Origin of the sequence: Erwinia sp. MYb375, from assembly GCF_037479175.1 — a bacterium.
Lineage (GTDB): Bacteria > Pseudomonadota > Gammaproteobacteria > Enterobacterales > Enterobacteriaceae > Erwinia > Erwinia rhapontici.
In genome coordinates this window covers 1,498,676-1,522,654 of record NZ_JBBGZS010000023.1, presented here as the reverse complement: position 1 = coordinate 1,522,654, position 23,979 = coordinate 1,498,676, and the positions used below count along the sequence as shown (strand labels likewise).

Annotated in this window: 23 protein-coding genes; 8 read left to right on the top strand and 15 right to left on the bottom strand. The window is 53.5% G+C overall.

Annotated elements, in window-relative coordinates; genetic code table 11:
* Positions 1 to 59: 59 nt before the first annotated feature.
* Together yejM and WH279_RS19895 are read right to left on the bottom strand one after the other, a co-directional pair.
* Positions 60 to 1,811, bottom strand: a complete 1,752-nt coding sequence (yejM, locus tag WH279_RS19900) for an LPS biosynthesis-modulating metalloenzyme YejM (protein ID WP_339458147.1) — start codon at positions 1,809 to 1,811, stop codon at positions 60 to 62.
* A gap of 21 nt (positions 1,812 to 1,832) precedes the next feature.
* Entirely contained in the window at positions 1,833 to 2,060 is a 228-nt protein-coding gene (locus tag WH279_RS19895; protein WP_133841446.1) for a YejL family protein, read from the bottom strand.
* A gap of 169 nt (positions 2,061 to 2,229) precedes the next feature.
* Here WH279_RS19895 and yejK point away from each other — a divergent pair, with 169 nt between their 5' ends.
* Positions 2,230 to 3,234, top strand: a complete 1,005-nt coding sequence (yejK, locus tag WH279_RS19890) for a nucleoid-associated protein YejK (RefSeq protein WP_339458146.1) — start codon at positions 2,230 to 2,232, stop codon at positions 3,232 to 3,234.
* A 57-nt stretch (positions 3,235 to 3,291) separates the two neighbouring features.
* On the opposite strand, the gene rplY is transcribed toward yejK, so the two are convergent.
* Complete coding sequence (gene rplY, locus WH279_RS19885) at positions 3,292 to 3,576, bottom strand: 50S ribosomal protein L25 (RefSeq protein WP_200644036.1); 285 nt, start codon at positions 3,574 to 3,576, stop codon at positions 3,292 to 3,294.
* 170 nt (positions 3,577 to 3,746) lie between these two features.
* Positions 3,747 to 5,501, bottom strand: coding sequence for a DEAD/DEAH box helicase (locus WH279_RS19880; protein ID WP_339458145.1), 1,755 nt, complete (start codon positions 5,499 to 5,501; stop codon positions 3,747 to 3,749).
* A 189-nt stretch (positions 5,502 to 5,690) separates the two neighbouring features.
* On the opposite strand from WH279_RS19880, the gene rsuA reads away from it, so the two are divergent.
* The 3 genes from rsuA to WH279_RS19865 all read left to right on the top strand — a co-directional run bounded on the left by rsuA (position 5,691) and on the right by WH279_RS19865 (position 8,376).
* Complete coding sequence (gene rsuA, locus WH279_RS19875) at positions 5,691 to 6,395, top strand: 16S rRNA pseudouridine(516) synthase RsuA (RefSeq protein ID WP_200644038.1); 705 nt, start codon at positions 5,691 to 5,693, stop codon at positions 6,393 to 6,395.
* 30 nt (positions 6,396 to 6,425) lie between these two features.
* Positions 6,426 to 7,628 carry a Bcr/CflA family multidrug efflux MFS transporter gene (locus tag WH279_RS19870; protein ID WP_200644039.1) on the top strand — a complete coding sequence of 401 codons (1,203 nt, stop codon included), beginning with the start codon at positions 6,426 to 6,428 and terminating at the stop codon, positions 7,626 to 7,628.
* A gap of 403 nt (positions 7,629 to 8,031) precedes the next feature.
* Entirely contained in the window at positions 8,032 to 8,376 is a 345-nt protein-coding gene (locus WH279_RS19865) for a YejG family protein (protein WP_339503696.1), read from the top strand.
* Between the two features lie 13 nt (positions 8,377 to 8,389).
* Here the strand turns inward: WH279_RS19865 and yejF are convergent, their stop codons facing one another.
* From yejF to WH279_RS19820, 9 genes are all read right to left on the bottom strand, one after another.
* A complete protein-coding gene (gene yejF / locus WH279_RS19860) occupies positions 8,390 to 9,973 on the bottom strand; it encodes a microcin C ABC transporter ATP-binding protein YejF (protein WP_339458144.1) in 1,584 nt (527 codons plus the stop codon).
* A gap of 1 nt (position 9,974) precedes the next feature.
* On the bottom strand, positions 9,975 to 11,000 hold the full coding sequence (locus tag WH279_RS19855) for a microcin C ABC transporter permease (RefSeq protein ID WP_339458143.1): 1,026 nt from the start codon (positions 10,998 to 11,000) through the stop codon (positions 9,975 to 9,977).
* Positions 11,000 to 12,091: a microcin C ABC transporter permease YejB gene (locus WH279_RS19850; protein ID WP_133841455.1), complete on the bottom strand. Its 1,092-nt coding sequence runs from the start codon at positions 12,089 to 12,091 to the stop codon at positions 11,000 to 11,002. Before WH279_RS19850 ends, WH279_RS19855 begins: the two co-directional genes overlap by 1 nt.
* A gap of 11 nt (positions 12,092 to 12,102) precedes the next feature.
* Positions 12,103 to 13,911, bottom strand: a complete 1,809-nt coding sequence (locus WH279_RS19845; protein WP_339458142.1) for an extracellular solute-binding protein — start codon at positions 13,909 to 13,911, stop codon at positions 12,103 to 12,105.
* Between the two features lie 109 nt (positions 13,912 to 14,020).
* Positions 14,021 to 15,613 (bottom strand): cyclic di-GMP phosphodiesterase, encoded by a 1,593-nt coding sequence (locus WH279_RS19840; RefSeq protein WP_339458141.1) that lies wholly within the window; start codon positions 15,611 to 15,613, stop codon positions 14,021 to 14,023.
* A gap of 65 nt (positions 15,614 to 15,678) precedes the next feature.
* A complete protein-coding gene (locus WH279_RS19835; RefSeq protein ID WP_200644043.1) occupies positions 15,679 to 15,882 on the bottom strand; it encodes a hypothetical protein in 204 nt (67 codons plus the stop codon).
* A 46-nt stretch (positions 15,883 to 15,928) separates the two neighbouring features.
* Positions 15,929 to 16,501: a bifunctional murein DD-endopeptidase/murein LD-carboxypeptidase gene (gene mepS, locus WH279_RS19830; RefSeq protein WP_200644044.1), complete on the bottom strand. Its 573-nt coding sequence runs from the start codon at positions 16,499 to 16,501 to the stop codon at positions 15,929 to 15,931.
* Positions 16,502 to 17,008: 507 nt separating this feature from the next.
* On the bottom strand, positions 17,009 to 17,716 hold the full coding sequence (locus WH279_RS19825) for a phosphatase PAP2 family protein (RefSeq protein ID WP_339458140.1): 708 nt from the start codon (positions 17,714 to 17,716) through the stop codon (positions 17,009 to 17,011).
* 52 nt (positions 17,717 to 17,768) lie between these two features.
* A complete protein-coding gene (locus WH279_RS19820; RefSeq protein ID WP_339458139.1) occupies positions 17,769 to 18,740 on the bottom strand; it encodes a CobW family GTP-binding protein in 972 nt (323 codons plus the stop codon).
* 119 nt (positions 18,741 to 18,859) lie between these two features.
* Between WH279_RS19820 and WH279_RS19815 the strand changes: the two genes are divergently transcribed.
* Positions 18,860 to 19,168: a hypothetical protein gene (locus WH279_RS19815; protein ID WP_339458138.1), complete on the top strand. Its 309-nt coding sequence runs from the start codon at positions 18,860 to 18,862 to the stop codon at positions 19,166 to 19,168.
* 63 nt (positions 19,169 to 19,231) lie between these two features.
* Here WH279_RS19815 and yeiP read toward each other — a convergent pair whose 3' ends face one another.
* Positions 19,232 to 19,804 (bottom strand): elongation factor P-like protein YeiP, encoded by a 573-nt coding sequence (yeiP, locus tag WH279_RS19810; RefSeq protein WP_133841462.1) that lies wholly within the window; start codon positions 19,802 to 19,804, stop codon positions 19,232 to 19,234.
* Between the two features lie 260 nt (positions 19,805 to 20,064).
* On the opposite strand from yeiP, the gene WH279_RS19805 reads away from it, so the two are divergent.
* Positions 20,065 to 20,319, top strand: a complete 255-nt coding sequence (locus WH279_RS19805; protein ID WP_339458137.1) for a YkgJ family cysteine cluster protein — start codon at positions 20,065 to 20,067, stop codon at positions 20,317 to 20,319.
* A 1-nt stretch (position 20,320) separates the two neighbouring features.
* On the opposite strand, the gene WH279_RS19800 is transcribed toward WH279_RS19805, so the two are convergent.
* Complete coding sequence (locus WH279_RS19800) at positions 20,321 to 21,535, bottom strand: sugar efflux transporter (RefSeq protein ID WP_339458136.1); 1,215 nt, start codon at positions 21,533 to 21,535, stop codon at positions 20,321 to 20,323.
* A gap of 372 nt (positions 21,536 to 21,907) precedes the next feature.
* Between WH279_RS19800 and fruB the strand changes: the two genes are divergently transcribed.
* On the top strand, positions 21,908 to 23,041 hold the full coding sequence (fruB, locus tag WH279_RS19795; RefSeq protein ID WP_339458135.1) for a fused PTS fructose transporter subunit IIA/HPr protein: 1,134 nt from the start codon (positions 21,908 to 21,910) through the stop codon (positions 23,039 to 23,041).
* Positions 23,038 to 23,979, top strand: coding sequence for a 1-phosphofructokinase (gene fruK, locus WH279_RS19790; protein WP_200644051.1), 942 nt, complete (start codon positions 23,038 to 23,040; stop codon positions 23,977 to 23,979). Before fruB ends, fruK begins: the two co-directional genes overlap by 4 nt.

The following is a 23,979-nucleotide window of genomic DNA, read 5'->3' as shown; positions in this document are numbered from 1 at the left end:
TACCCAACTGCATCCTGATTGCAACCCGCTAACGCGTTGACTGCTTTAGATTTATACAGCTAATTTGCAATAAATCGTTTTTCGTCAGTCAGCACCTGTAACAACAATGCCAGCTGCGGCTTATGATCTTTCAACGGCTGGCCCTGCAGATCCCAGGCGGCATAGCCCCCATTGTTATCCAGCGCCAGCGTCTCCTGCGGCGTGGTGATCAGCAACTGATGATGGGTGCTGCTGGCAACCCAGTTATGACGACGCTGGGCAGCAAACAGATCCTCGCCCTGCGAATAGTCAACCGCTGGCGTGCTGACGTGCAGCAGGCGCTGCATCAGGGTGGTCATAATATCCTGGTGATCCGTCAGCTTATTGACGGTTTGCGCAGGGGTTTGCGGCCAGTGAACCACCAGAGGCACCTGCAACATTTGACGATTTCCCGGCGTGGTATCGCCTTCCAGCACTACGCCGTGTTGGGCGGTGATCACCACCACGGTGTTCGCCAGTAATCCTTTTTGATCCAGGGTCGTCAGCACCGTCTGGATCTGCTGGTCTACACTGGCCGCGGCGCGGTTGTAGTGACGAGCGCTCTGCTTATCGGCGCTATCACGGTTGTCAGATGTGGACAACGACAGGTAAGAGAACCACGGCGTCCCTTCGTTTTTATGTCCGTCCAGCCAGCGCTGCCACTGACGCGTGGTATCCGCATTCGACTGGTTCTGCGATGTCGGTAAAGAGAAGTCGGTGAGCAGGGCCTGGCGATACAGCGGCGAGTTAAAACCGTCGCTGGCAAACAGACCCAGCTGGTAACCCTGTTGCCCCAACGCCGTGATCAGCGTTGAGGGAATACGCGATGACAGCACGCCATCCATATAGCTTGGCGAGATGCCATAGAACAGGCCAAATAATCCACTGTCTTCCGTAGCACCTGAGCTGAAATGCTGGCTGAAGCGCACGTTACTTTCAGCAAAACGCGCCAGGTTGGGTAATGATTTCGCCATCGAGGCTTCATTCAGGCCATCAACGGTAATCACCAGCAGGTTGTTACGCGTGCCTTTATCACTGAAGGTGATGTCACTGAGCGGATAAGCGACTGACACGGCTTCGGGATTACCCTGTTGTACCAGGCGGCGTTGATATTCCTGAGCATCCAGCAGGCCGTGTTTCTCAAGGAAGCGTCGCGCGGTCATCGGATAAGAGAGCGGCAGGTTTGAGCGCTGCATAGTGATCGGGCGGTAGAAATTGGCATCCGCCCAGATGTACATCAGATGGCTGGCAAAGAAGGCGCTGATAAACAGCCCGGCCAGGGGCTTACCGAAGCTGCGGCGGTTCAGACTGCGCAGTTTCTGCCAGCTCCAGGTGGCAAACAGCATCTCCACCAGGAAGATGACCGGGACGCTGATAAACATCAGTTGCCAGTCACGGGCCATCTCACTTTGGTCGGGGTTGATCACCAGCTCCCAGACGACCGGGTTAAGGTGCAGGTGGAAACGGGAAAACACCGCACTATCAACCAGAACCAGCGTTAGTCCAGCCGTCGCGATAATTGCAGAGAGAAAACGCAGCAGACGCTGCGACATCACCACAAAGGTCAGTGGAAATATAATCAGCAGATAGGCAGCGAAAACAATAAAGCTGAAATGGCCAATCCAGCTGCTGAATGAGTAGATGCGACCGGCCAGCGAGGCTGGCCAGTCAGAGACAAACAGGTAACGGCTACCCAAAATAAGGGCGAAAATGATGTTAAACAGGGCGAACCAATGCCCCCAGCTAATCATCTGGGACACTTTTTCACGGTAGCGCTGTCGATTTGTTACCATATCGGAATCAGGATCATCTCATCAGTGGGCTTGGTCATCGCGTACCGACGCCTGCAGGGCATCGGCAAACGAACGTGCCATTGCCTGGCGCTGTGCCGGTGACACGCTGGTGTTAAGTAAGTTGGTCACCATATTTCCCAATACCATCAGGGAAAGATCGGTTGGGGTCTGGTTTGATTCCAGAACCTGGACCATTTCTGCGAGGATCTTCTCCACGCGCTCGTTGCTGTAGCGGGATGATTGTGCCATAACGTCAATTTTATACTGAGGTTTAAAGGGCGCTATCTTACCGTAAGAACGTGCTTTTTTCTGCATTTTTATCGTAATGACGCGCGAATGAACTGTGCATCGTTCTGACAGTTGATCGTAAAGTCGCACAGTGATTGAATACGCGCCTGTGCTTAAAGGAGAGTTTACCATGAGTCTGGATATCACCCAGATTGCCCTTCACCAGATGATCAAGCGTGACGAACAGACGCTGGAGCTGGTGCTGCGAGATTCACTGTTACCGTCCAACGCGCCCGTGACGGCAATGATGGAAGAGCTGCATCGCGTTTACAGTGCCAAGAGCAAAGCCTATGGCCTGTTTAATGAAGAGAGCGAACTCGCCGATGCGTTACGCAACTGCCGTAAGGGCGAGAATGATTTCCTGGCGTTTAGCCGTGCCGCCAGCGCGCGCCTGCGCGATGAGCTGAGTAAGTATCCGTTCGCAGAGGGTGGCGTGGTGTTATTCGGTCACTATCGCTATCTGGCGGTTGAGTATTTGCTGATTGCGGTACTGAACAGCCAGAACAGCATGCGTGTTAACGAAGAGCTGGATATCAGCACGACCCACTATCTGGATATCAATCATGCCGATATCGTGGCGCGCATCGATCTGACCGAATGGGAAACTAACCCGGAATCGACCCGTTACCTCAACTTCCTGCGTGGGCGGGTGGGGCGTAAAGTGGCTGATTTCTTTATGGACTTCCTCGGTGCCAGCGTGGGCCTGGATACAAAAGCGCAGAACCGTGGCCTGCTACAGGCGGTGGATGACTACTGTGCCGAAGCCAGCCTTGATAAAAATGAGCGGCAAAACTACCGCCAGCAGGTTTCCACTTATTGCAACGAGCAGCTTAAATCCGGTGAAGAGATTGAACTGGAAGGCCTGTCGAATGAGCTGGCCCCGCTGGGAGACAAAACCTTCCAGGCCTTTACTCAGGAACAGGGTTACGAGCTGGAAGAGAGCTTCCCGGCAGACCGCAGTACGCTGCGCCAGTTGACCAAATTTGCCGGCAGCGGCGGCGGGCTGACGATCAACTTTGACGCAATGCTGTTAGGTGAACGTATCTTCTGGGATCCGACCACTGACACACTGACTATTAAAGGGACACCGCCTAACCTGCGCGACCAGTTGCAGCGCCGTACCAGCGGAAAATAGACGAAAAAAAACGCCGCATTAAGCGGCGTTTTTTTCACATCTAAAACGAACGGGCAATTAAGCGCGAACGAAGTCGATGTGGTGCAGTTTTGGCTTGAACGGGTGACGCTGAACAGCCTGCACTTTTACTTTAGTTTCTTTGCCATCAACAACCAGGGTCAGAACGTCGTCGTAGAAACCAGGCTTCGCCTGCAGGTTCATAACAGAGTCGTGGTCCAGTTCGATAGCAACAGCTGCTTCATTTCCGCCATAGATGATGGCTGGGAATTTGTTAGCTAAACGCAGGCGGCGGCTCGCACCCTTGCCCTGCTCTTTACGAGCTTCAACATTAATAGTGAACATTTTTAAGTCTCTTCAAGTTTTATTCCTGCTACAGGCGACCCAGCAACAGGTGGATTGTTCAGCTTTTATCCGGCAAAGCCAGCTAAAAGCGGGCGGAATTATACCCGGCTTTGCTTTTTCAGGCAATGTATTAAGTCGGAAAGCAGAGCAGGAGCGGCAATCCGTCTGTTTTAACGTAATTCGTTGGCCCGGCGAAAACGTCCCTGGTAATCAAACACTTTCTCGCGCACTTGCCAGTAATGGCGCTGTTTACGCGCGACGACGAAATCGGGATGACGCAGCAGCGGCTGAAGCGCAATGATATCGGCGGCGCTCTTCCAGCCCAGCGGTACGCCGGGTGCACGCTGATGCGGGCGTAGAAATAGCTGCTCAAAGGCGGTGCGCTGCGCCGGGGTTTTTAAACGAAAGCGCTCGCTGACTTCGGTCGCTTCTTCATCGTAGTAACGCACCTTCAGCCATTCGCCCTGTTCGTCGCTCCCGTTCTCCAGCACCATCGCCGCACAGCGCAGCACCAGCGCATCTTTCAGTTTCAGTGCGGCTTTCAGCATATCGTCAGGATCAACCAGGATTGCATCGCACTCCCGGCAGCGGCGTGCGGCAATATCATTTTCAGCATGACAGTGCGGGCAGTTTTTAAAGCGAAAACGGTAATCACACTGTTCACGCAGCCCGTCATCATCCTCCAGCACGCCCTGGCAGCGACGGCCAAAGTGCTCGATAAGAGTGCCATCCTGAGTGGTTTTGCCCCAGAAGGTATTGGCAAAACCACAGCCAGGGCAGAAAACCTGCACCGGCTGATTATCACTTTTACCCTTAGGCGCACCGACTTCCGGGGTAAAAATATCGTGGGGGTTACCGGCATAGTCGAGGATCAGACAGTCTGTTTTGCCAGGGCTGAGCCGCAGCCCACGTCCGACAATTTGTTGATACAGGCTGACTGATTCCGTGGGGCGCAGAATAGCGATAAGATCAACATGCGGGGCATCAAACCCTGTCGTCAGCACCGACACATTGACCATATACCGCAGTTCACGTGCTTTAAATGCGGCGATCAGCGCGTCACGCTCGGCAGCCGGGGTGCCCGCGCTGATCAGGGCTTTACTGCCCGGCAGCAATCCGAGCACTTCACGCGCATGGTCGACCGTGGCGGCGAAAATCATCACGCCTTCCCGCTGTTGGGCAAATTCAACAATCTGCTGGATAATGTGCGGCGTAATACGCTGCTGCTGTTTCAGTTCACGGTTGAGGTCAGCCTCGCTGAACAGGCCGTTTTCCTGCGCCTGTAAACGACTGAAATCATACTGCACCACCGGCATATCCAGCCGCTCTGGCGGCACCAGAAAGCCGTGTTTGATCATATAGCGCAGCGGTAGCTCATAGATGCAGTCGCGAAAGAAGGCGCGTTCGTCGCCTCTGACCATGCCGTGATAATGGAACTGATAAATCCAGCCTTTGCCCAGGCGATACGGTGTGGCGGTCAGGCCCAGCAGCCGGAGCTGCGGGTTATGCTGGCGAAGCTGATTGATAATTTGCTGGTACTGGCTGTCGTCGGCATCGCTGATGCGGTGGCATTCGTCGATAATCAGCAGCGAAAATTCCGCACTGAACTGCGCCAGATTTCGTGCTACTGACTGCACGCTACCAAACACCACCTTGGCATGACTCTCTTTACGTTGCAGCCCGGCGGCAAAGATATCTGCCTCCAGCCCATATGCCTGATATTTACTGTGGTTCTGCGCCACCAGCTCCTTCACATGGGCCAGCACCAGCACGCGCCCTCGTGCGACCCGTGCCAGCTCTGCAATCACCAGGCTTTTACCGGCTCCGGTAGGCAGGACAATGACCGCAGGTTGCGACGTATGGCGGAAGTAGCGGATGGTGGCATCCACGGCTTCCTGCTGATAGGGACGTAGGGTGAACGACATGAAGACCTGTAAAGCAGCAATAAAGGGACATTATGCCATGAAAGCGCCATAAGAATACGATCCCCTCTGTGCCTCAGCCCCTTCTGCCGCTATACTCCCTGTTCCATTCCGGATGAGCGTTCTGCGCCACATCACAAGACGATTATCGTCAGTTTCCACTCCAAACTAATTACAGGCAGTGCAGAGTTAATGCGACTTGATAAATTTATATCCCAGCAACTGGAAGTCAGCCGTGTCATCGCCGGGCGTGAGATTCGTGCAAAGAAAGTGACCGTAGACGGTGACGTTGTACGCGATAGTGCATTTAAACTGAGCCCGGACAGCGCGGTTGAATATGATGGCAATCCGCTGCAACAGCAGCATGGCCCGCGCTACTTTATGCTGAATAAGCCGGTCGGTTATGTCTGCTCCACTGAGGATCCCGATCACCCGACGGTGCTGTTCTTCCTTGAAGAACCTTCCGCTTTCAAGCTGCATGCCGCCGGGCGTCTGGATATTGATACCACCGGTCTGGTGCTGATGACCGATGATGGTCAGTGGTCCCACCGCATCACGTCTCCGCGCCATCACTGTGAAAAAACCTATCTGGTGACGCTGGAATCTCCGCTCAGTGACGATACCGCACAGCAGTTTGCTGACGGTGTTCAGCTGCACAATGAGAAGACGCTGACCAAACCTGCTACGCTGGAAGTGATTGATCCGCATCAGGTACGTCTGACTATCAGCGAAGGGCGCTATCACCAGGTGAAACGTATGTTTGCCGCGGTGGGGAACCACGTAGTGGGGCTGCATCGTGAACGTATTGGTGCGATTGCGCTGGATACTGAGATGGAACCCGGTGAGTATCGTCCTTTAACCGCAGAAGAAATTGCCAGCGTCGGACTGACGCGTTAGTGAATTTTTGTCCAGCAGAGGGGCAGGTGAGTGGCAAAAGATAAGAATTCCTCCATGGGACTGGTGGTGATCCTCGGGCTGCTGGCGATGCTTATGCCGCTGTCGATCGATATGTATCTTCCTGCCTTACCGCAAATTGCCCGCGAATTCGCCGTGTCAGCGGGCAGCGTGCAGATGACGCTGAACGCGTATATTCTCGGTTTTGCCCTGGGTCAGCTGGTCTACGGGCCGCTGGCTGACAGCTTTGGCCGCAAACCGGTGATTGCGGCAGGGACGCTGATTTTTGCCATTGCGGCTGCGGCCTGTGCCCTGGCGCAGACCATCGACCAGCTGATCACGCTGCGTTTTCTGCACGGTCTGTCGGCGGCGGCGGGCAGTGTGGTGATCAGCGCATTAATGCGTGACAGCTACTCGAAAGAGGAGTTTTCCCGCATGATGTCCTTTGTCATGCTGGTCACTACTATTGCGCCCCTGCTGGCACCCATTGTCGGGGGCTGGATGCTGCTGATCTGGAGCTGGCATGCCATTTTCTGGACCATCTCGGCGGCAGCGGTGGTAACCACGCTGCTGGTGGTGACCCAAATCAAAGAGACGTTGCCGAAGGACAAACGGCAACCGTTCAGCCTGCGTACCACGTTGCGTAACTTCCTCTCTCTGTTTCGTCACAAGCGGGTGTTCAGCTATATGCTGGCCAGTGGATTCTCGTTCGCCGGGCTGTTCTCATTTCTGAACGTCGGGCCGTTTGTCTATATTGAGCTGAACCATATTTCGCCGCAGGATTTTGGTTATTATTTTGCGCTGAACGTGGTGTTTCTGTTCCTGATGACGCTGCTAAACAGTCGCTGCGTGCGGCGCTTTGGTCCGCTGGTGATGTTCCGTTTTGGGCTGTTAATCCAGTTCTCAATGGGCGTCTGGCTGGTGGTGGTGAGCGCGCTGAATCTTGGTTTTATACCACTGGTGTTCGGCGTGGCGATGTTTATCGGCTGCGTAGCAATGGTCTCGTCTAATGCGATGGCGGTGATTCTGGAAGAGTTTCCGCATATGGCAGGAACGGCCTCCTCGCTGGCGGGTACACTGCGCTTTGGCGTGGGCGCGCTGGCAGGCGCACTGCTTTCCACGATTACGTTCACCAGCGCGTGGCCTATGGTCAGCGCCATCTTTATCTGCGCTACCACGTCCATTCTGTTGTTTATCTACGCTTCACGACCGCGCAAATCTGCCGCTGTGTCCTGACGAATCGTGTAGGGCCGATCCTGTGTTGCGATCGGCCCGTACGAAAAATGTGTCCCGGCGTAATGACAACCCTTTGTCACCCCATCGGCTCCCCAAATCTTGCCTCCCGCCCTAAAAACCTTGCTCACTATGTTGATTTTTTGTAAAAAATTTCCTATAAAAAAGTAACAGCATTGCAGCGAAAACGGTTGTTATCACCCGGCGAACGCGGTAAATATAACAAATAAATGAGAGGCACCTCTCAAAAATGGGGCCGGATACGTGATTTTTCATGTCAGCCGATGCTCTGACACAGGGTAAATAGTTCCAGTAATTAACAGGTTAATCTGTTAGCGAGAATTGATGATTTACCTTGTGAATTATTTGTGAAAATATTGTTTAAAAATCGCTCTGGGGAGCTCTGGTGAATACGTTACAACATTCAGTGGTACATCGACTGCCGCAACGCTATCACTGGTGCACCGGCCCGGTCGGGCAGGTCATTGCAGCACAGACCCTTAATGGTCTGAACAGTGATGATGATCTTATCGGATTGCGCCTGCTGAGCCATAACGGCGAGTCGGCGTGGGAAACCATGCACATGATTGAGTCGGCACTGGCGGAAATTCAGCTGGTATGTTCGGTGGCGGAGTGGGAAGGGGAACCTTGTCTCTTTGTGCATCGTGATGATGAATGCGCAGCAACCTGCCGCCTGAAAAGTTTCGGCGTGGGTATTGCCGAACCTTTTCTTAGCGACCGCAGTGCCTGATCGCCATGCAGCATCAGGCCAGCGTGAGTAACTGCTGTGTATAGCTCTGTTGCGGTGCGCTAAATACCTGCTCACATCCACCCTGTTCAACCACTTCTCCCTGACGCAATACCACCACCTGATGACACAGTGATCGCACAACGCGTAAATCATGGCTGATAAAGATATAGGCCAGACGATGCTGTTGCTGGAGCTTTTTCAGCAGTGTCAGGATCTGTTTTTGCACCGAACGATCAAGCGATGAGGTCGGTTCATCGAGGATGATCAGCTGCGGTTGTAAGATCAATGCCCTGGCGATAGCCACGCGCTGGCGCTGCCCGCCGGAAAACTCAGAAGGGTAACGCTGACGCGTCTCAGGATCCAGCCCCACTTCCTGCATCGCGGTAATGACCCGCGCTTCACGTTCGGCGTTATTCAACTCAGGATGGTGCACCTGTAAACCTTCGGCGATAATCTGCAAAACGTTCAGGCGCGGGTTGAGTGAGGAGTTAGGATCCTGGAACACTACCTGAATCTGGCGCCTGACGGGCAGCATCTTTTTGCGGTTCAACAGGTGCAGAGGCTGATTCTTAAACCAGATTTCCCCCTGCGAATGCAGCAGACGCAGCAACGCCAGCCCGGTGGTGCTTTTACCGGAGCCGGATTCTCCCACCAGGCCCAGACTTTCTCCCGGCCGCAGCGTGAAACTCAGTGACTTCAGCGCATGATGATAACCCACGGTGCGCCTCATCAAACCTTGTTTGATCGGGAATGCGACGGCCAGATTTTCCACGCGCAGCAAGGGCTCGGCCTGCTCGTCAGCCGGATCCGGCTGGCCTTCGGGTTCCGCGTTCAGTAACTGCTGTGTATAAGCATGCTGAGGGGCGCTGAAAAGCTGACGGGTGCTGTTATGTTCCACGCCCTGACCGTTACGCATCACGGTCACACTATCCGCCAGCTGTCGCACAATATTCAGGTTGTGGGTGATAAACAGCAGGCCCATATTCAGCTCCTGCTTTAGCTCTTTCAGCAGGGTGAGGATCTGTGCCTGTACCGTGACATCCAGTGCGGTGGTCGGCTCATCGGCGATCAGCAGTTCAGGCTGCGTCAGCAGCGCCATGGCAATCATTACGCGCTGGCGTTCACCGCCGGAAAGCTGGTGCGGGAAATCGTTCAGACGGCTGGCGGCCTGGCGGATGCCCACCCGATCGAGGCAGGTCAGCATCTCAGCGCGTGCGGCTTCACGGCGCATACCACGATGCAGTGACAGCACCTCATACAGCTGTTTTTCGATGTTGTGCAGTGGGTTCAGCGACACCATCGGTTCCTGGAAGATCATCGCGATACGGTTGCCTCGCAGGCCCCGTAGCGTACTTTCCTCAGCGTGGAGCACGCTTCTTCCATCAAACAGAATATCGCCCTGCGGATAGACCACTGGCGGTGTGGGCAGCAGACGCATGACCGACAGGGCAGTGACACTTTTCCCCGAACCCGACTCACCCACCAGTGCCAGCGTTTCCCCGGCCTCCACAGATAATGACAGCCCATCCACAACACGACGCTCTTCGCCACCCTGGCGGAAAGCGATACTGAGATCCTGAATCGTTAGCAGCGCCATATCAATACACCTTGCTGGGGTCAAAGGCGTCGCGTACGGCTTCACCAATAAAGATTAACAGCGACAGCAGGGTCGCCAGTGAGAAGAAGGCGGTCAGGCCGAGCCATGGGGCTTGCAGGTTATTTTTACCCTGTAACAGCAGTTCGCCCAGCGAAGGCGAGCCGAGCGGCAGACCAAAGCCGAGGAAGTCCAGCGAGGTCAGCGTGGTGATCGAGCCGCAGAGAATAAAAGGCAGATAGGTCAGTGTGGCAACCATCGCATTTGGCAGCATATGGCGTGACATAATGCGCCAGTCGCTCACACCCATTGCCTGCGCGGCACGGATGTAGTCAAAGTTACGGGTACGCAGGAACTCTGCACGCACCACACCGACCAGTCCCATCCAGCCAAACAGCACGGTGATCCCCAGCAGCCACCAGAAACCGGGTTGAATCACGCTGGAGAGCAGGATAATCAGGAACAGCGTTGGCATACCGGACCAGACTTCAATAAAGCGTTGCCCCCAGAGGTCGACGCGCCCGCCAAAATAACCTTGCACCGCTCCGGCAAAAATCCCCATCACGCTGGAGGCAATCGTCAGCATCAGACCAAACAGCAGGGAGATACGCGTGCCGTACAGGATGCGCGCCAGTACATCGCCACCGTTAGCATCGGTCCCGAGCCAGTTCTGCGTGGAGGGAGGCGAAGGGAAGGGCACGGTACTGGCAAAGTTAATCGTATCATCACCAAAGCGGATCGGTGCCCAGATGGCCCAACCATTCTGATCCAGACGAGATTTCAGCCACGGATCCTGGTAGTCGGCCGGGGTCGCCAGCGGGCCACCAAAATCACTCTCCTGATAGTTGACCAGCAGCGGGAAGTAAGTGCGATCCTGATAATGCACCACCAGCGGTTTATCATTGGCCAACAGCTCTGCGCCAAGACAAAGGATAAACAGCACGGCAAAGATCCACAGCGACCAGTAACCCCGGCGGTTATGGCGGAATCGCGCCCAGCGCGCCTGATTAATCGGGTTTAAACGGCTCATTAGCGGCCCTCAAAATCAATGCGCGGGTCGACCAGCGTATAGGTGATATCGCTCAGGATATTCAGTAGCAGGCCAATCAGGGTGAAAATATACAGCGTGCCGAACATCACCGGATAATCGCGCTGGATCGTGGCATCGTAGCCCAGCAATCCCAGCCCGTTGAGTGAGAACATCACTTCGATTAACAGTGAACCGGTGAAAAACATACTGATAAAGGTGGCCGGGAACCCGGCAATCACCAATAGCATGGCGTTACGGAACACGTGGCGGTAAAGGATCTTTTTCTCATCCAGCCCTTTAGCGCGGGCGGTAACAACATACTGCTTGCGGATCTCATCCATAAATGAGTTTTTGGTCAGCATGGTCAGCGTGGCAAAACCGCCAATCACCGTGGCCAGTACCGGCAGGCAGATATGCCAGAGATAATCGGTGACTTTGCCATACCACGGCAGGGAATCAAACTGCGGGGAAACCAGCCCGCGTAGCGGGAACCAGTCGAGGTAACTGCCCCCGGCAAACAGCACAATCAGCATGATACCGAACAGGAAAGAGGGGATGGCGTAACCCACGATGATCAGCGTGCTGCTCCAGATATCAAAGGCGCTACCGTTGCGCACCGCCTTTTTTATCCCCAGCGGTATCGAGACCAGATAAATAATCAACGTGCTCCAGAGCCCGAGCGTCACCGACACCGGCAGGCTCTCTTTGATCAGCTGGATCACTGAGCTGCTACGAAACAGGCTGTCGCCAAAGTCAAAGCGCACGTAGTTCCACAACATGGTGAAGTAGCGCTCATGCAACGGTTTGTCGAAGCCGTAACGCTTGGTTATCTCGGCAATCACTTCCGGGTCCAGACCGCGTGAACCCCGGTACTGACCGTCCCCCGGTGCGGCGTTAAGTGAACTACGCCCGTGAGCCGAACCTTCGGCCCCGGCACCGGGGAGGCCGGTCGTCTGACCAAACTCAATATTAGCAATGGCCTGATCCACCGGGCCGCCCGGTGCGATCTGCACAATGAAAAAGTTGATAGTGATGATCGCCCAGAGCGTTGGGATAATCAGCAATAAACGACGAAGTAAATAAGCACCCACAGTCAGACTCCTTAGCGACGCTGCGCCGGCAACTGTGCGGCTTTGTTGACATCGTACCACCAGTTATCAAAACCCTGCGCATAGGTCGGGCGCGTGGTCGGCATCGAAAACTTGTTCCAGTACGCGTAACGGTCATTGGCGGTATACCACATCGGGATCATGTAATAATTCCACAGCAGGACGCGGTCGAGGACCCGTCCCAGCGGCAACAGTGCTTCGGCGTTGCCCTGATGCTGAATTATCTGGTTAATAAGATTATCCACCAGCGGGCTGCTGACGCCAGGGCGATTGTAAGTGGATTCAATATAATCAGATGCCCACACCAGTTGCAGCTGGGTATTGGGGAAAGCAAAGGTGTAATACAGGGTAGGCAACATATCGAAATCCCGTTTACGCAGACGGGCCAGATACTGTGAACTGTCCACCTGTCGCACCGTCATGGTGATGCCAACACGCGCCAGGTTGTGCTGGAAAGGAAGCACCCACTGATCGTTACCCCCGCTGCGCAGCAACATTTCAAAAATGAAAGGTTGCCCGGTTTTGACATTAACCAGCCGCTGGTTTTTCAGTTCCCAGCCTGCCTGTTTCAGTAAATCCAGCGCCTGTATCAGTTTTGAACGATCGTATCCTGAACCGTCAGAGACCGGTGGATGATAGATTTTATCGATCACTTCCTCAGGATACTGGCCTTTTAATCGTGCCAGAATGGAAAGCTCTTGCGCGTCCGGTAAACTCTGCGCCGCATATTCTGTGTTCTGGAAGTAACTGCCCACGCGCTTGTAGGCGTTGTAAAATAGCGCCTTATTCATCCATTCAAAATCAAACAGCAGCGACAAGGCTTCGCGCACACGGCGATCGGCAAACTGTGCTTTTTGAATATTAAACGCCAGCCACTGTGTATCTGTCGCGACGGTGTTCGGCACGGCGTCTTTGACGATAAATCCTTTAGCAAAATTAGTGCCTGTATATTGTGTCGCCCATTTCTTCGCCGAGCCTTCGCTGCGGAAATCAAATGCACCGGCTTTAAATGCCTCGAAGGCAACGTTATCGTCCAGGTAATAGTCGTAGCGAATCGTATCGAAGTTATAGCGACCTTTATTGACCGGCAGGTCAGCTGCCCAGTAGTCCTTCACGCGTGAATAGGTAATCGACTGGCCAACTTTATACGCGGAAATGCGATAAGGCCCGCTGGACAGGGGGGGGGAAGGCAGGGGGTCCGCGAGATTATGATCTTTCCAGAAGCTTTTCGGGAACACCGGCGTTGAGAGTAGTGAAAGCATCTGATCGCGATCGGGTTTGGGCAGATCGAAGCGCACGGTGAGGCGTGAAATGGCTTTCGCCGTCACCCCTTTATAGTAAAAGCGATAAGCTGGCACGCCCTGAGTCATAATCAGGTTAAAGGTGAAGGCTGCATCTTCAGCTGTTATTGGCGAACCATCATGAAAACGCGCCCGGGGGTTAATAGTGATTTCTACCCAGCGATAATCATCTGGATAACGGGCAAATTCGGCGACGAGAGGGTAGAGGCTGCCGGTTTCATCCTCAGATGGAGCAAATAGATTATCGTACAGCGCGTCTGTGCCCACCCCGGGGCTGCCACGCAGGGCGAAGCGGTTGAAGTTATCGTAAGTACCAATCGCGGAAAGTGTGGCGCTGCCGCCTTTCGGCGCCGCCGGATTAGCATAATCAAAATGGGTGAAGCCGCTGGGGTATTTTGCGACCCCAAGCTGGGCGAAGCTGTAGCTCTGATTAATTTTTTCTGCCTGCACGCTGGCCGCAGACAGGCTAAGTAATGCAAAGGCAACAAGACGCACAATCATGGTTTCAACAGGCTCCCACCAGCGACAAATCGGTTATATTTGCAAGCCGTGGCACTAAAACCACGATGACACAATGATAGTAAAGGTTTTTATCTTATTTGACAGCCCGTTATTCCTTTAAAATTGTACTGAGAACAGGCGTTTGTTGCTCAAGGTAGTACTCAATAAGCTGTGGCACGGTACGTGGGCGACTGAACAGATAGCCCTGCAAATAGGTTACGCCGCGGTTGATCAGCCACAATGCCTGTTCGCCCGTTTCGACACCTTCGGCCACCGTATTAAGGTTGAGTTTGTTCGCCAGCGTCAGCACCGCGTCCAGTACGGGAGAATTGACCGTCTCCATGCCGATGCTTTGTACAAACCCCCGGTCGATCTTCAGATAATCAAACTGGAATTTTTCCAGATAGATTAATGCGCTGTGACCGGTGCCGAAATCATCAATGGCTATTCTGATGTTCTGCTGGCGGATCCAGTCGAATATTTCCTCGGTCCCCTGTTCGCTGACCATCGCCCGTTCGGTGATTTCAAACACATACTCAAAATGGCCCGCAGGCATCATTGCCAGCCAGTCCAGCACATCCTGGCGAAAGCTCGGGTGAACAAGGTGATTGGGCGACAGATTAACCCCCATTTGAGTGCCGAGGGGCACCACTTTACAGAGGCGATGCGCGTCCTGTGCCACCAGCGTAAAAAGATGGCGGGTCAGCGGCACAATCAGATTCTGTCCTTCGGCATAACTGATAAACGAATCTGGCGGGATACGGCCATCGGTCGGATGTGTCCAGCGCAGCAACGCTTCCAGCCCATAGCATTTTCCGCTGTGGGTTTCGATGACGGGTTGGTATTCAACATGAAACTCTCCGCGTTTAATGCCAAGCATGATTTCTTTACCCGAGCGCAGCCGCAGCGTAAACATCAGGAAACAGCCGCAGGTAATCAGTACACCCATCAGTAGCCCGGCCAGCAAGATAATATGGATATCGCGGCGTGGTAGCGCTTCGCCATACAGATAGAGCGTGAGGGGATAGCCTGGAATAGCAATGCTGCGCAGTGGCTCCTTTGGCAGCGCGCTGCGTTTCACCACGCGTTGTTCATCCCAGGTGGTCATCGCACTGTCTCCGGCGACGATTGCCATGCCGCTAATCTGTTGCTCGCGTGAGGCGAGCAGTAAATAAGGTGTCAGATTAATATTGAGAGTAGTGAAAATACCGCTGGCGGGCAGGGCAGGGTTTTTTAGCCACAGAACGATCGCGGGTGTATGGCGCATCATTGGCGTACCGGGGATCAGCCGAATGTCGGTGGCGTTTCTGACATCGGTATCGGGAGAGATTTCGCGGATATCCATTTGCATCGGGCCGGTAGCGGATGAGCAAAAGGCACTGTGATCTTTGACCAGGAGAATCGCGCGAACGTTGGGCGCAAAGGCTGAGCGTTGCGTAAGATCGTTGCGTATGGTTCCACAGGCCGCGTTGGTGGCTGCCTGAAACGGTTGAAGGGTGGTCTGCAACTGGTCGAAGACGTTCGCAACGTAGCGTTGCGTATAGCTGGCGAGGCGATCGTGTCCTGTGGATCGTCGGCTCCAGGTGACGGCCAGCATAATGATAAGAAACAGTAGAAAAAAGAAAAAACCTATGGACGCACTAAGACAAACTATCTTGCGCGGCTGAGTCACCTGCCGCCTGACGGTGGTAGATAGTGGCATTCGGTGATCTCTCCCGTTTTTCGCCGATTTTATTATTATTGGTCGCGAACCGCTTTCTTCTGGTGTCAGCCAGTGAGGATATAACGGAGGCGAAAATCTGTCTCTATCTTATTGATGGTAATCAATTCTTTTTCAGGCGGTCTGCCAGGGGAAACAACTGAAAAATTGTTCCAGGACGACTTTATCCTTTCAGCGGCAAAAAACAGGTTTCCTTCCGTGAGATGAAGAAGAGCAAGGCCGGGAGAAAAGGCAAAAAAAAACGCTGCCATGGCAGCGTTTTCATATCTCGTGTTCGCAGATTTCAAGGGAGTGAAATCAGCTTTGCGTTCGGCTCAATACCCTGCGGGCATCGCGGTAACGGTTTTTCCAGTAGGAATCATTCAGGTTCGAAATCATCACACCGCTGCTGGTGGAGGCATGAACGAAGTTGTCATTACCGATATAAATACCGACATGACGACCCGTGGAGCCTGCACGGAACAGCACTAAATCACCGGCACGCAGTTTTGCGCGCTGAATACTTTTTCCGGAATCTTCCTGCTCATACGTTGAGCGTGGTAAATCCAGGCCAAACTGTTCACGGAATGTGGTCTGGACAAACGCAGAGCAATCAATGCCACGTTTGCTGGTGCCGCCAAGACGATAGCGTACACCTTTCCAGTCCGCATACTGGTCCATCAGGCGGGATTTGATATCCACATTCTGGACCATCTGTTCGAATTCATCCTGAGACGCTTGCAGTAAAAAACCGTTTTGATCTTTAACTGCATGAGTATCAGTTTGTACATTGTGTCCGCTGTTCGAACTACATGCTGACAACAGTGTCGCTAGTGCGACGGCGGGGAGCACCCGCAAGATATATCTCAGAATAGGTTGAGACTTGACCATTATGTTTGTGATCCCTTGAAGTCCTTAACGACGAAGTCGTTAGCAAAATTGCGAAACGAAACGAGATTAATTAGTGCTGAAGAGTAAGACAATTCGGAAAACGTTAAAATGTGTCATTGAACACAAATTAAAATGTAACTTACCGAAATACTTTAGCCATTTCACCTAATCGAAAACGAGATTACCCGATAACAAGCCCCATAGCGAGGGCTTTTAAGCACTTTTTTATAGGATTTCACGATGTAAAACCATTACGTAACGAATTGGTTACATTATCGCCAATAAGCAGCTTAACTGAATGTGCTTAAGCGCAATTTTGCTGCTAACAACTACAGGTCAAGCAAAATTCAGAACAATCTGGATAGACAAGCTTGAGATGTAGAGGTTTCGGCTGTTATCCGGGCATAATAAATACGTCTAATAGCCCCTCTTTGCCCCGACATTATTTGCCTGAGCAGCCAGGCTGTGGACGTAAAAAAGAGCGATTACGTCCGTGCAGCAGGGGGGTTAATTTCCAGGTTTATATTTGCCTGGCAAATTGCGATACAACCAGTTCACCAGATAATCACTTGCCGGAGTCAGCAACCACCAACTCATACCGACCAGTACGATTGACAGGGAACCCACGGCAATATCGGTAAACCAGTGTGCGCCAATCATCACGCGCGGCAGCGCAAAAATCAGCACAATAATCACGGCCAGAGCAAATGCACGTCGGGTGAAATAGCGCAGCATAAAGCAGGCAAAAATCATCAGCATCATACCGTGGTCACCGGGGAAACTGTCTGCCGAAGAATCTTTTGTCGGGATCCCGGTGAGTTTGGTCACATGGTTAACGTCCGGGAAGAATTTCGTTGGGCTGGGATGCGACACGGGAATTTGATGGCCGAGCTGGTTAAGGCCTACGGCCGTGATCAGCATGGTGATGCCGATGGCGAACATACGGCGGCGCCCTTCAGGTGTTTCACGACGCCAGAAATGCAGGTACAACCCGCCCATCGCCAGCAGTGACACACCGTCAAAGGCGCGGAAGTTGGTAATAGCCACCAGCCATAACAGAATTGGGTTAGTCACCAGTCGCTGGTTAAACCAGTAAAAAAGGGTTTTATCCAGGCTAAACCACAGGCCGTGGTTAGCTGGGAGATACCATGAGAAAAACAGTGCCAGGCCGAGAAAGTTCAGCAGCAAAATGAGTGAAAAACGTTTAATAGTCATATCCGTATTTAGGCTTTTTATAGAAAAGTCGCGGCGTATAATATGTCTACAACTATAAACGAAGATTCAACAAGGCATTTTGCAAAAGATTCCATTCGGCCCTTTCCTCATGAATTAACTCTATACGGCTATCGGGCGGTGTTGTCTGACGGGTTTCAATATGGAAGTCCGCACCCTGACGATTAATGCTCACTAACCCTTCCGAAATGCGTAATACGCCCTTAACACGTGAAACCGGTGCCAGCCTGGCCCATTCAAGCAGGCCAATAGTATCAAACACCGTTTCACTGTCGAAAATCCAACCCGCCGCATAGTAGCCCTGTCCCTGATTCAGTGCTCGCCGCCAGCGTGCGTTGTTGTCCAGCTTTAGCGCGGCCAGCCCTGACTGTGACGGACTATGATGATGGTGTGAGGGCGTTGGCAGCGCTTGCAGGTTGGCACGCGGTTGATCGAGCAGTGCAATATCGATCTGGCCGTGTGAGGTGGCAACCAGCTGACGCGGCGCTGCTGATAGCTGCTGCCACTGATCAAGTCTCTGCCGATCTGCCTCTTCCCAGCGATCTTGCTTATTGGCGACAATAATATCTGCGGCGGCCAGCTGGTCGCGGAAGTTTTCATTATAGACAACGCGTTGGTCGGCAAGCTGACGCGGATCGAGCAGACACAAAGTGGCGCGCAGGTCGATCCACGGCTGATAAACGGTGGCTGACAGCATATCGAGGATCTGTTTTGGATGGCCGAGCCCGGTAGGTTCAATCAGCAGGCGGTCAGGTTTAGCCTGCTTCAGCAGCATATTGAGCCCCACCTGCATGGGCAGTCCGTTGACACAACACATGCAACCACCGGGGATCTCTTTCAGTAGGGCGCCCGTCTCTGCCAGCAGGGCACCGTCGATGCCAATTTCACCAAACTCATTGACCAGAACGGCCCACTGCTCACCTTCGGGTTTACTGGCCAGCAAATGACGCAGAGTGGTGGTTTTTCCGCTGCCAAGAAAACCGGTAATCAGATTGACTCGGGTCATATTAACTCCTCAGGAAAACTTTAATGATATTTATCGTTCTTGGCCCGTATTTGTTTTCATCACATCGACGTGCGTAATTGGCTAGAGTCATCGAGAAGAAGATGAACAGCGAGGTTAATATGAACATTATTGCTACAACAGCAATCGTTATTTTTTTCGCATCATGGACGAGCAATGTAATGGCAGAGCCGCAAAGCACTTCGGGGATCATCCAGTTTAGCGGGAGGATTGTGGAGTCTGAATGTACCCATAAGATTCAGCAGCAACAGGTGCAAGTCTCATGCGAGCGTAATGGCCAGGCGAAATTCAGTCATGTTTCTTTTAAAAGCAATGAATTACAGCCACTACCTTACAATTTAGGTACCAGCCGGATTCGCTGGATCGACCAGCAACATAAGATGGGCATTCTTATGGTCGACTACCTGTAGTGTTGTTATGTTATAACATGTTATTTATGGCGCTGTCACCTGACCGCGCCATTTACGTGGTGGCTAGTCTGCACGGCTCATATAACGACGCTCAGGGATGTGAATGCGAATTTTGTCACCATTACTGAGGTATTCCGGCACCTGAACGACCAGGCCTGTGGCCATTTTCGCAGGTTTTGTGCGGGCGCTGGCGGAAGCACCTTTAATTCCCGGGGTGGTTTCGACAATTTCCATATCTACCGTCTGAGGTAACTCCAGCGCCAAAATCATGCCGTCCATGGTCAATACCTGAATACCCGGAATGCCGCCTTCCGGCAGGAACAGCAGTTCATCTTCGATCTGCTCCTGTTTGAAGTTGTACGGCGTGTAATCTTCATCATCCATAAAGACGTATTCATCGCCATCAATGTACGAGAAAGTGACCTGGCGACGGCTGAGTGAAATGGTGTCGATAATGTCGTCACCTTTGAAACGTTCTTCCACTTTCATTCCGGTGCGGATATCCGTGAAACGCATTTTGTACAGCGTAGACGCGCCGCGTGCGCTCGGGCTTTGTACGTCAATATCTTTAACTAACAGCAGTTTGCCGTTAAAGCTGACGGCCATGCCTTTTTTGATTTCATTGGCTCTTGGCATAAAACAGGTCTCGTATGAAAGATGAGGGAGAAATTTATCGCGACACGTTACTCGCGCCCGCGTCGCCAGGCAAGATGGCCCGGAGAAAAATATGCACCTGAAAGGATACGCATGGCCCGAACATCGGTTTTCGACGTATCGAAATTGATAACCTGTAGGGGCCGATCATTTGTTTCCATCGGACCGAACCGGTTACAGGACAAGAATAGTATTCACGAGGGCGACCTGCTATTGTCGCGCTTTCGTATTGGAGGTCAGTGATGGAATGTCGCGCCGCCTGTGGTGCCTGCTGTACGGCACCGTCAATTTCATCGCCTATCCCAGGCCATCCGCATGGAAAACCGGCGAACACACCCTGTATTCAGCTTGATGCTCAGATGCGCTGTAAACTCTTTGGTTCGCCACTGCGGCCTAAAGTGTGCTCAGGGTTGCAGCCGCAGGTCGAGATGTGTGGCATCAGTCGCGAGCAATCGATAGTGTATTTACTGGACCTGGAAGCACAGACCGCACCCTGAATCAGCCGGCGGGCTGCTCAGCGCTGGTTTCCCCTGACTGAGGTTCCGGCACGCGCAGCAGGCAAAGCAGCGAGGCGGCCATCATGACGACGGCAAACCAGAATACCGCGTGGAAACTCCATACCTCAGCCACCATTCCTGCCAGCGAGCCGCCAACAATCCATCCCATACGGGTAGAGTTGGTGAACAGTGTCGTCGCTGCTCCCGCCTGGCCGGGCATCATGTCCTGGAAGTAAATCATTCCGATGGCTGCCACCACCCCAATAAACATGGCATTCAGCCCCTGCAACAGCAGCATCGACACTTCGCCATTAAACATCAGCGTGCCGCCGTAAAACAGCAATCCTGAAAACGCGGCAGCGCGCATCAGGCGGCGCTTACCGCAGCGTTTGGCATAATAGCCCGCCAGCAACATCACCGGGATCTCCAGCCCCGCAGCCAGCCCCATCATCAGCCCGGCCAGTTTTTCCGGCAGATGCAGCTCATTCACTACGTATAACGGCATGGTGATGAGATACAGACCATTGCTCGACCACATCAGCGTGCAGGCAATAAACAACATCAGCGTGGCACGGCGGTGACGGCGCGGAGCCTGAATGGGCTGACGCATCACCACGGTAGTTTTGCGCATTGAGGGCAGCAGATAGCGCACAATCACCGCGCAAAGAACAAAGGCCACGGCGGCCGTCAGATACATAGTGCGGAAGCCGTAACCCAGCGCCAGAGCAAAGGCCAGCGGTGGGCCTACCATCCAGGCCAGCGAGATCTGTGCACGCATAACCGAACTGAACATCACGTTTTCACGCCCGGTTTTATCTGAATGTTCACGCGCCAGCGCAAACATCTGAGAGGTGGCGCTGGTGCCGAAACTGGAAAGCAAAACGCCCACGAACAGTAAAATAAAGTAGTTGCGGTTCCAGGCGAACAGTAGCGACGCCATTGCGCCCAGCAGACAGCAATAGAGGATCAGCGTTTTACGGTCGCCTTTGCGGTCTGAATAGCGCGCCAGCAGCTGGCTGACGACAATGCCAATGACGGCGCTGAGGGTGAAGAACAGCCCAACCATAAAGGGGCGCACATGAACTTCAGTGCTCAGGAACAGGCTGAGGGTTGGCGTTTGCAGTGCACCGGCCAGCCCGGAGATAAATGCCACGACAAGAAATGCCAGAGATTTGCTGTCTGGCAGGGTACGGGCGGGCGCAGCAGGTAATGACATGGGTTCCATAAGCCTGGTGAGGAAAAGCCGCGAGATTTTACGCCTTAATGCGAAAGTCGGGAAACCTTTTTCAATGGAGGAGGAAACCGTTTTTATTTTAGGCACTTTTTGCACAATTCCGCGGTGAGGATGCTCGTCAGCATGCCTTCAGCTATTCACTCTTTTGACGTGCGTTTTTCTGAAAATGATTAATGAAATGTGCGGAGCGTCAAAAATCTGCTACGCCATTCACAGTAAAACTTGCAACAGATCCGCTATCCGGACCACACTCATTGAAACGTTTCAGCGTTGTCTCCTCAGGTTGTTAGTGCAGAGATAGCGCTTTTTTTCTCAAATTAGCTGAAACGATTCAAATCAGCAGCGAGGAGAACCATGTTCCAGTTAGAACTCAACGCCATTAAGCCTGGTGCCCAGGCAGGCGACAAACAAGATGCTATCCGTCAGGTCGCCGCCGCGCTGACCGCCGCCGGGAATGTCGGTGAAGGTTATGTCGACGGCATGCTGGCACGCGAACAGCAGACTTCAACTTACCTCGGTAATGGCATTGCCATCCCGCATGGCACCACCGATACCCGCGACCTGGTGTTAAAAACCGGTGTGCAGGTGTTCCAGTTCCCGCAGGGCATTGCCTGGGGCGAAGATCAGACGGCCTTCGTCGTGATTGGTATCGCCGCGAAGTCTGACGAACACCATGCGCTGCTGCGCCAGCTCACGCATGTGCTGAGTGATGACAGTGTGGCAGAACAGCTGCGTACCACCGACTCGGCTGAAACCCTGCGCAGTATTCTGATGGGTGAAAAACTGGCGGCAGAATTCAAATTCGATACCTCACTGATCACCGTTGATGTGGCTGCCAGCGACCTGATGACCCTACAGGCGCTGAACGCCGGTCGTCTGCAACAGGCCGGCGCAGTGGATGCCTCTTTCGTGAGCTGCGTGATTGCCGGTAAGCCGCTGAATCTGGGGCAGGGTATCTGGCTCAGTGACAGCACCAACGGTAACCTGGCCAGTGCGGTTGCCATCAGCCGCGCTGCTGCCCCGTTCAGCGTGAACGGTGAAACCGCGTCCCTGTTGATCACCGTTTCCGTCACCGATGACCAGCCGCTGAATGTGCTGAATTATTTAAGCGATCTGCTGATTAAGCAGAAAGCAGATCGTCTGCTGAGTGCGGACGCAGCCGGAATTCTGGCATTGCTGACCAGCGATGTCTCCGAACAGGCTGACGTACTGACCGAAGAGTTCACCATTCGTAACGAACATGGGCTGCACGCGCGTCCGGGTACAGCACTGGTCAGTGTGATCAAGCAGTTTAACTGTGATGTGACCGTGACGAACCTTGATGGCAGCGGTAAACCGGCTAACGGTCGCAGCCTGATGAAAGTCGTGGCGCTTGGTGTGAAAAAAGGCCATCGTCTGCGCTTCAGCGCCAGCGGTACCGATGCCCGCGCAGCACTGGATGCCATTGGTGAAGCCATTGCTGCCGGTCTGGGCGAGGGTGCATCATGAGCAGACGTGTCGCCACTATCACGCTGAACCCTGCCTACGATCTGGTGGGGTACGTCCCGGAAGTTGAGCGCGGCGAAGTCAACCTGGTGAAAACCACCGGGCTGCATGCAGCGGGTAAAGGCATCAACGTGGCCAGGGTCCTCAAAGACCTGGGCATTGATGTCACCGTGGGCGGCTTCCTGGGTAAAGAGAATCAGGACGGCTTCCAGCATCTGTTCAGCGAGCTGGGGATTGCTAACCGCTTCCAGGTGGTTGAAGGCCGCACCCGTATCAACGTCAAACTGACCGAGAAAGATGGCGATGTCACTGACCTGAACTTCTCGGGTTTTGACGTAACAGCACAGGACTGGGAGCGCTTTACGGCGGATTCACTGACCTGGCTGGGGCAGTTCGATATGGTCTGCGTCAGCGGCAGCCTGCCCGCAGGCGTTGACCCGGATGCTTTCACCGAGTGGATGACGCAACTGCGCACCCACTGCCCATGCATTATTTTTGACAGCAGCCGTGAGGCGCTGGTTGCGGGCCTGAAAGCCGCACCGTGGCTGGTCAAACCCAACCGCCGTGAGCTCGAAATCTGGGCAGGCCGCAAATTACCGACATTACAAGATGTGATTGAAGCAGCACATGCGCTGCGTGAGCAGGGGATCGCTCACGTGGTTATCTCTCTCGGTGCCGAAGGGGCGCTGTGGGTGAATGCTTCAGGCGAATGGATTGCAAAACCACCTGCCTGTGAAGTTGTGAGCACCGTGGGTGCGGGCGATTCTATGGTTGGCGGGCTGATTTATGGCCTGCTGATGCGTGAATCGAGCGAGCACACACTGCGTCTTGCAACAGCAGTGGCGGCTATGGCCGTCAGCCAGAGCAACGTGGGCGTTACCGATCGTACCCAGTTGGCCGCAATGATGGCGCGTGTCGACCTACAACCTTTCATTAACTAA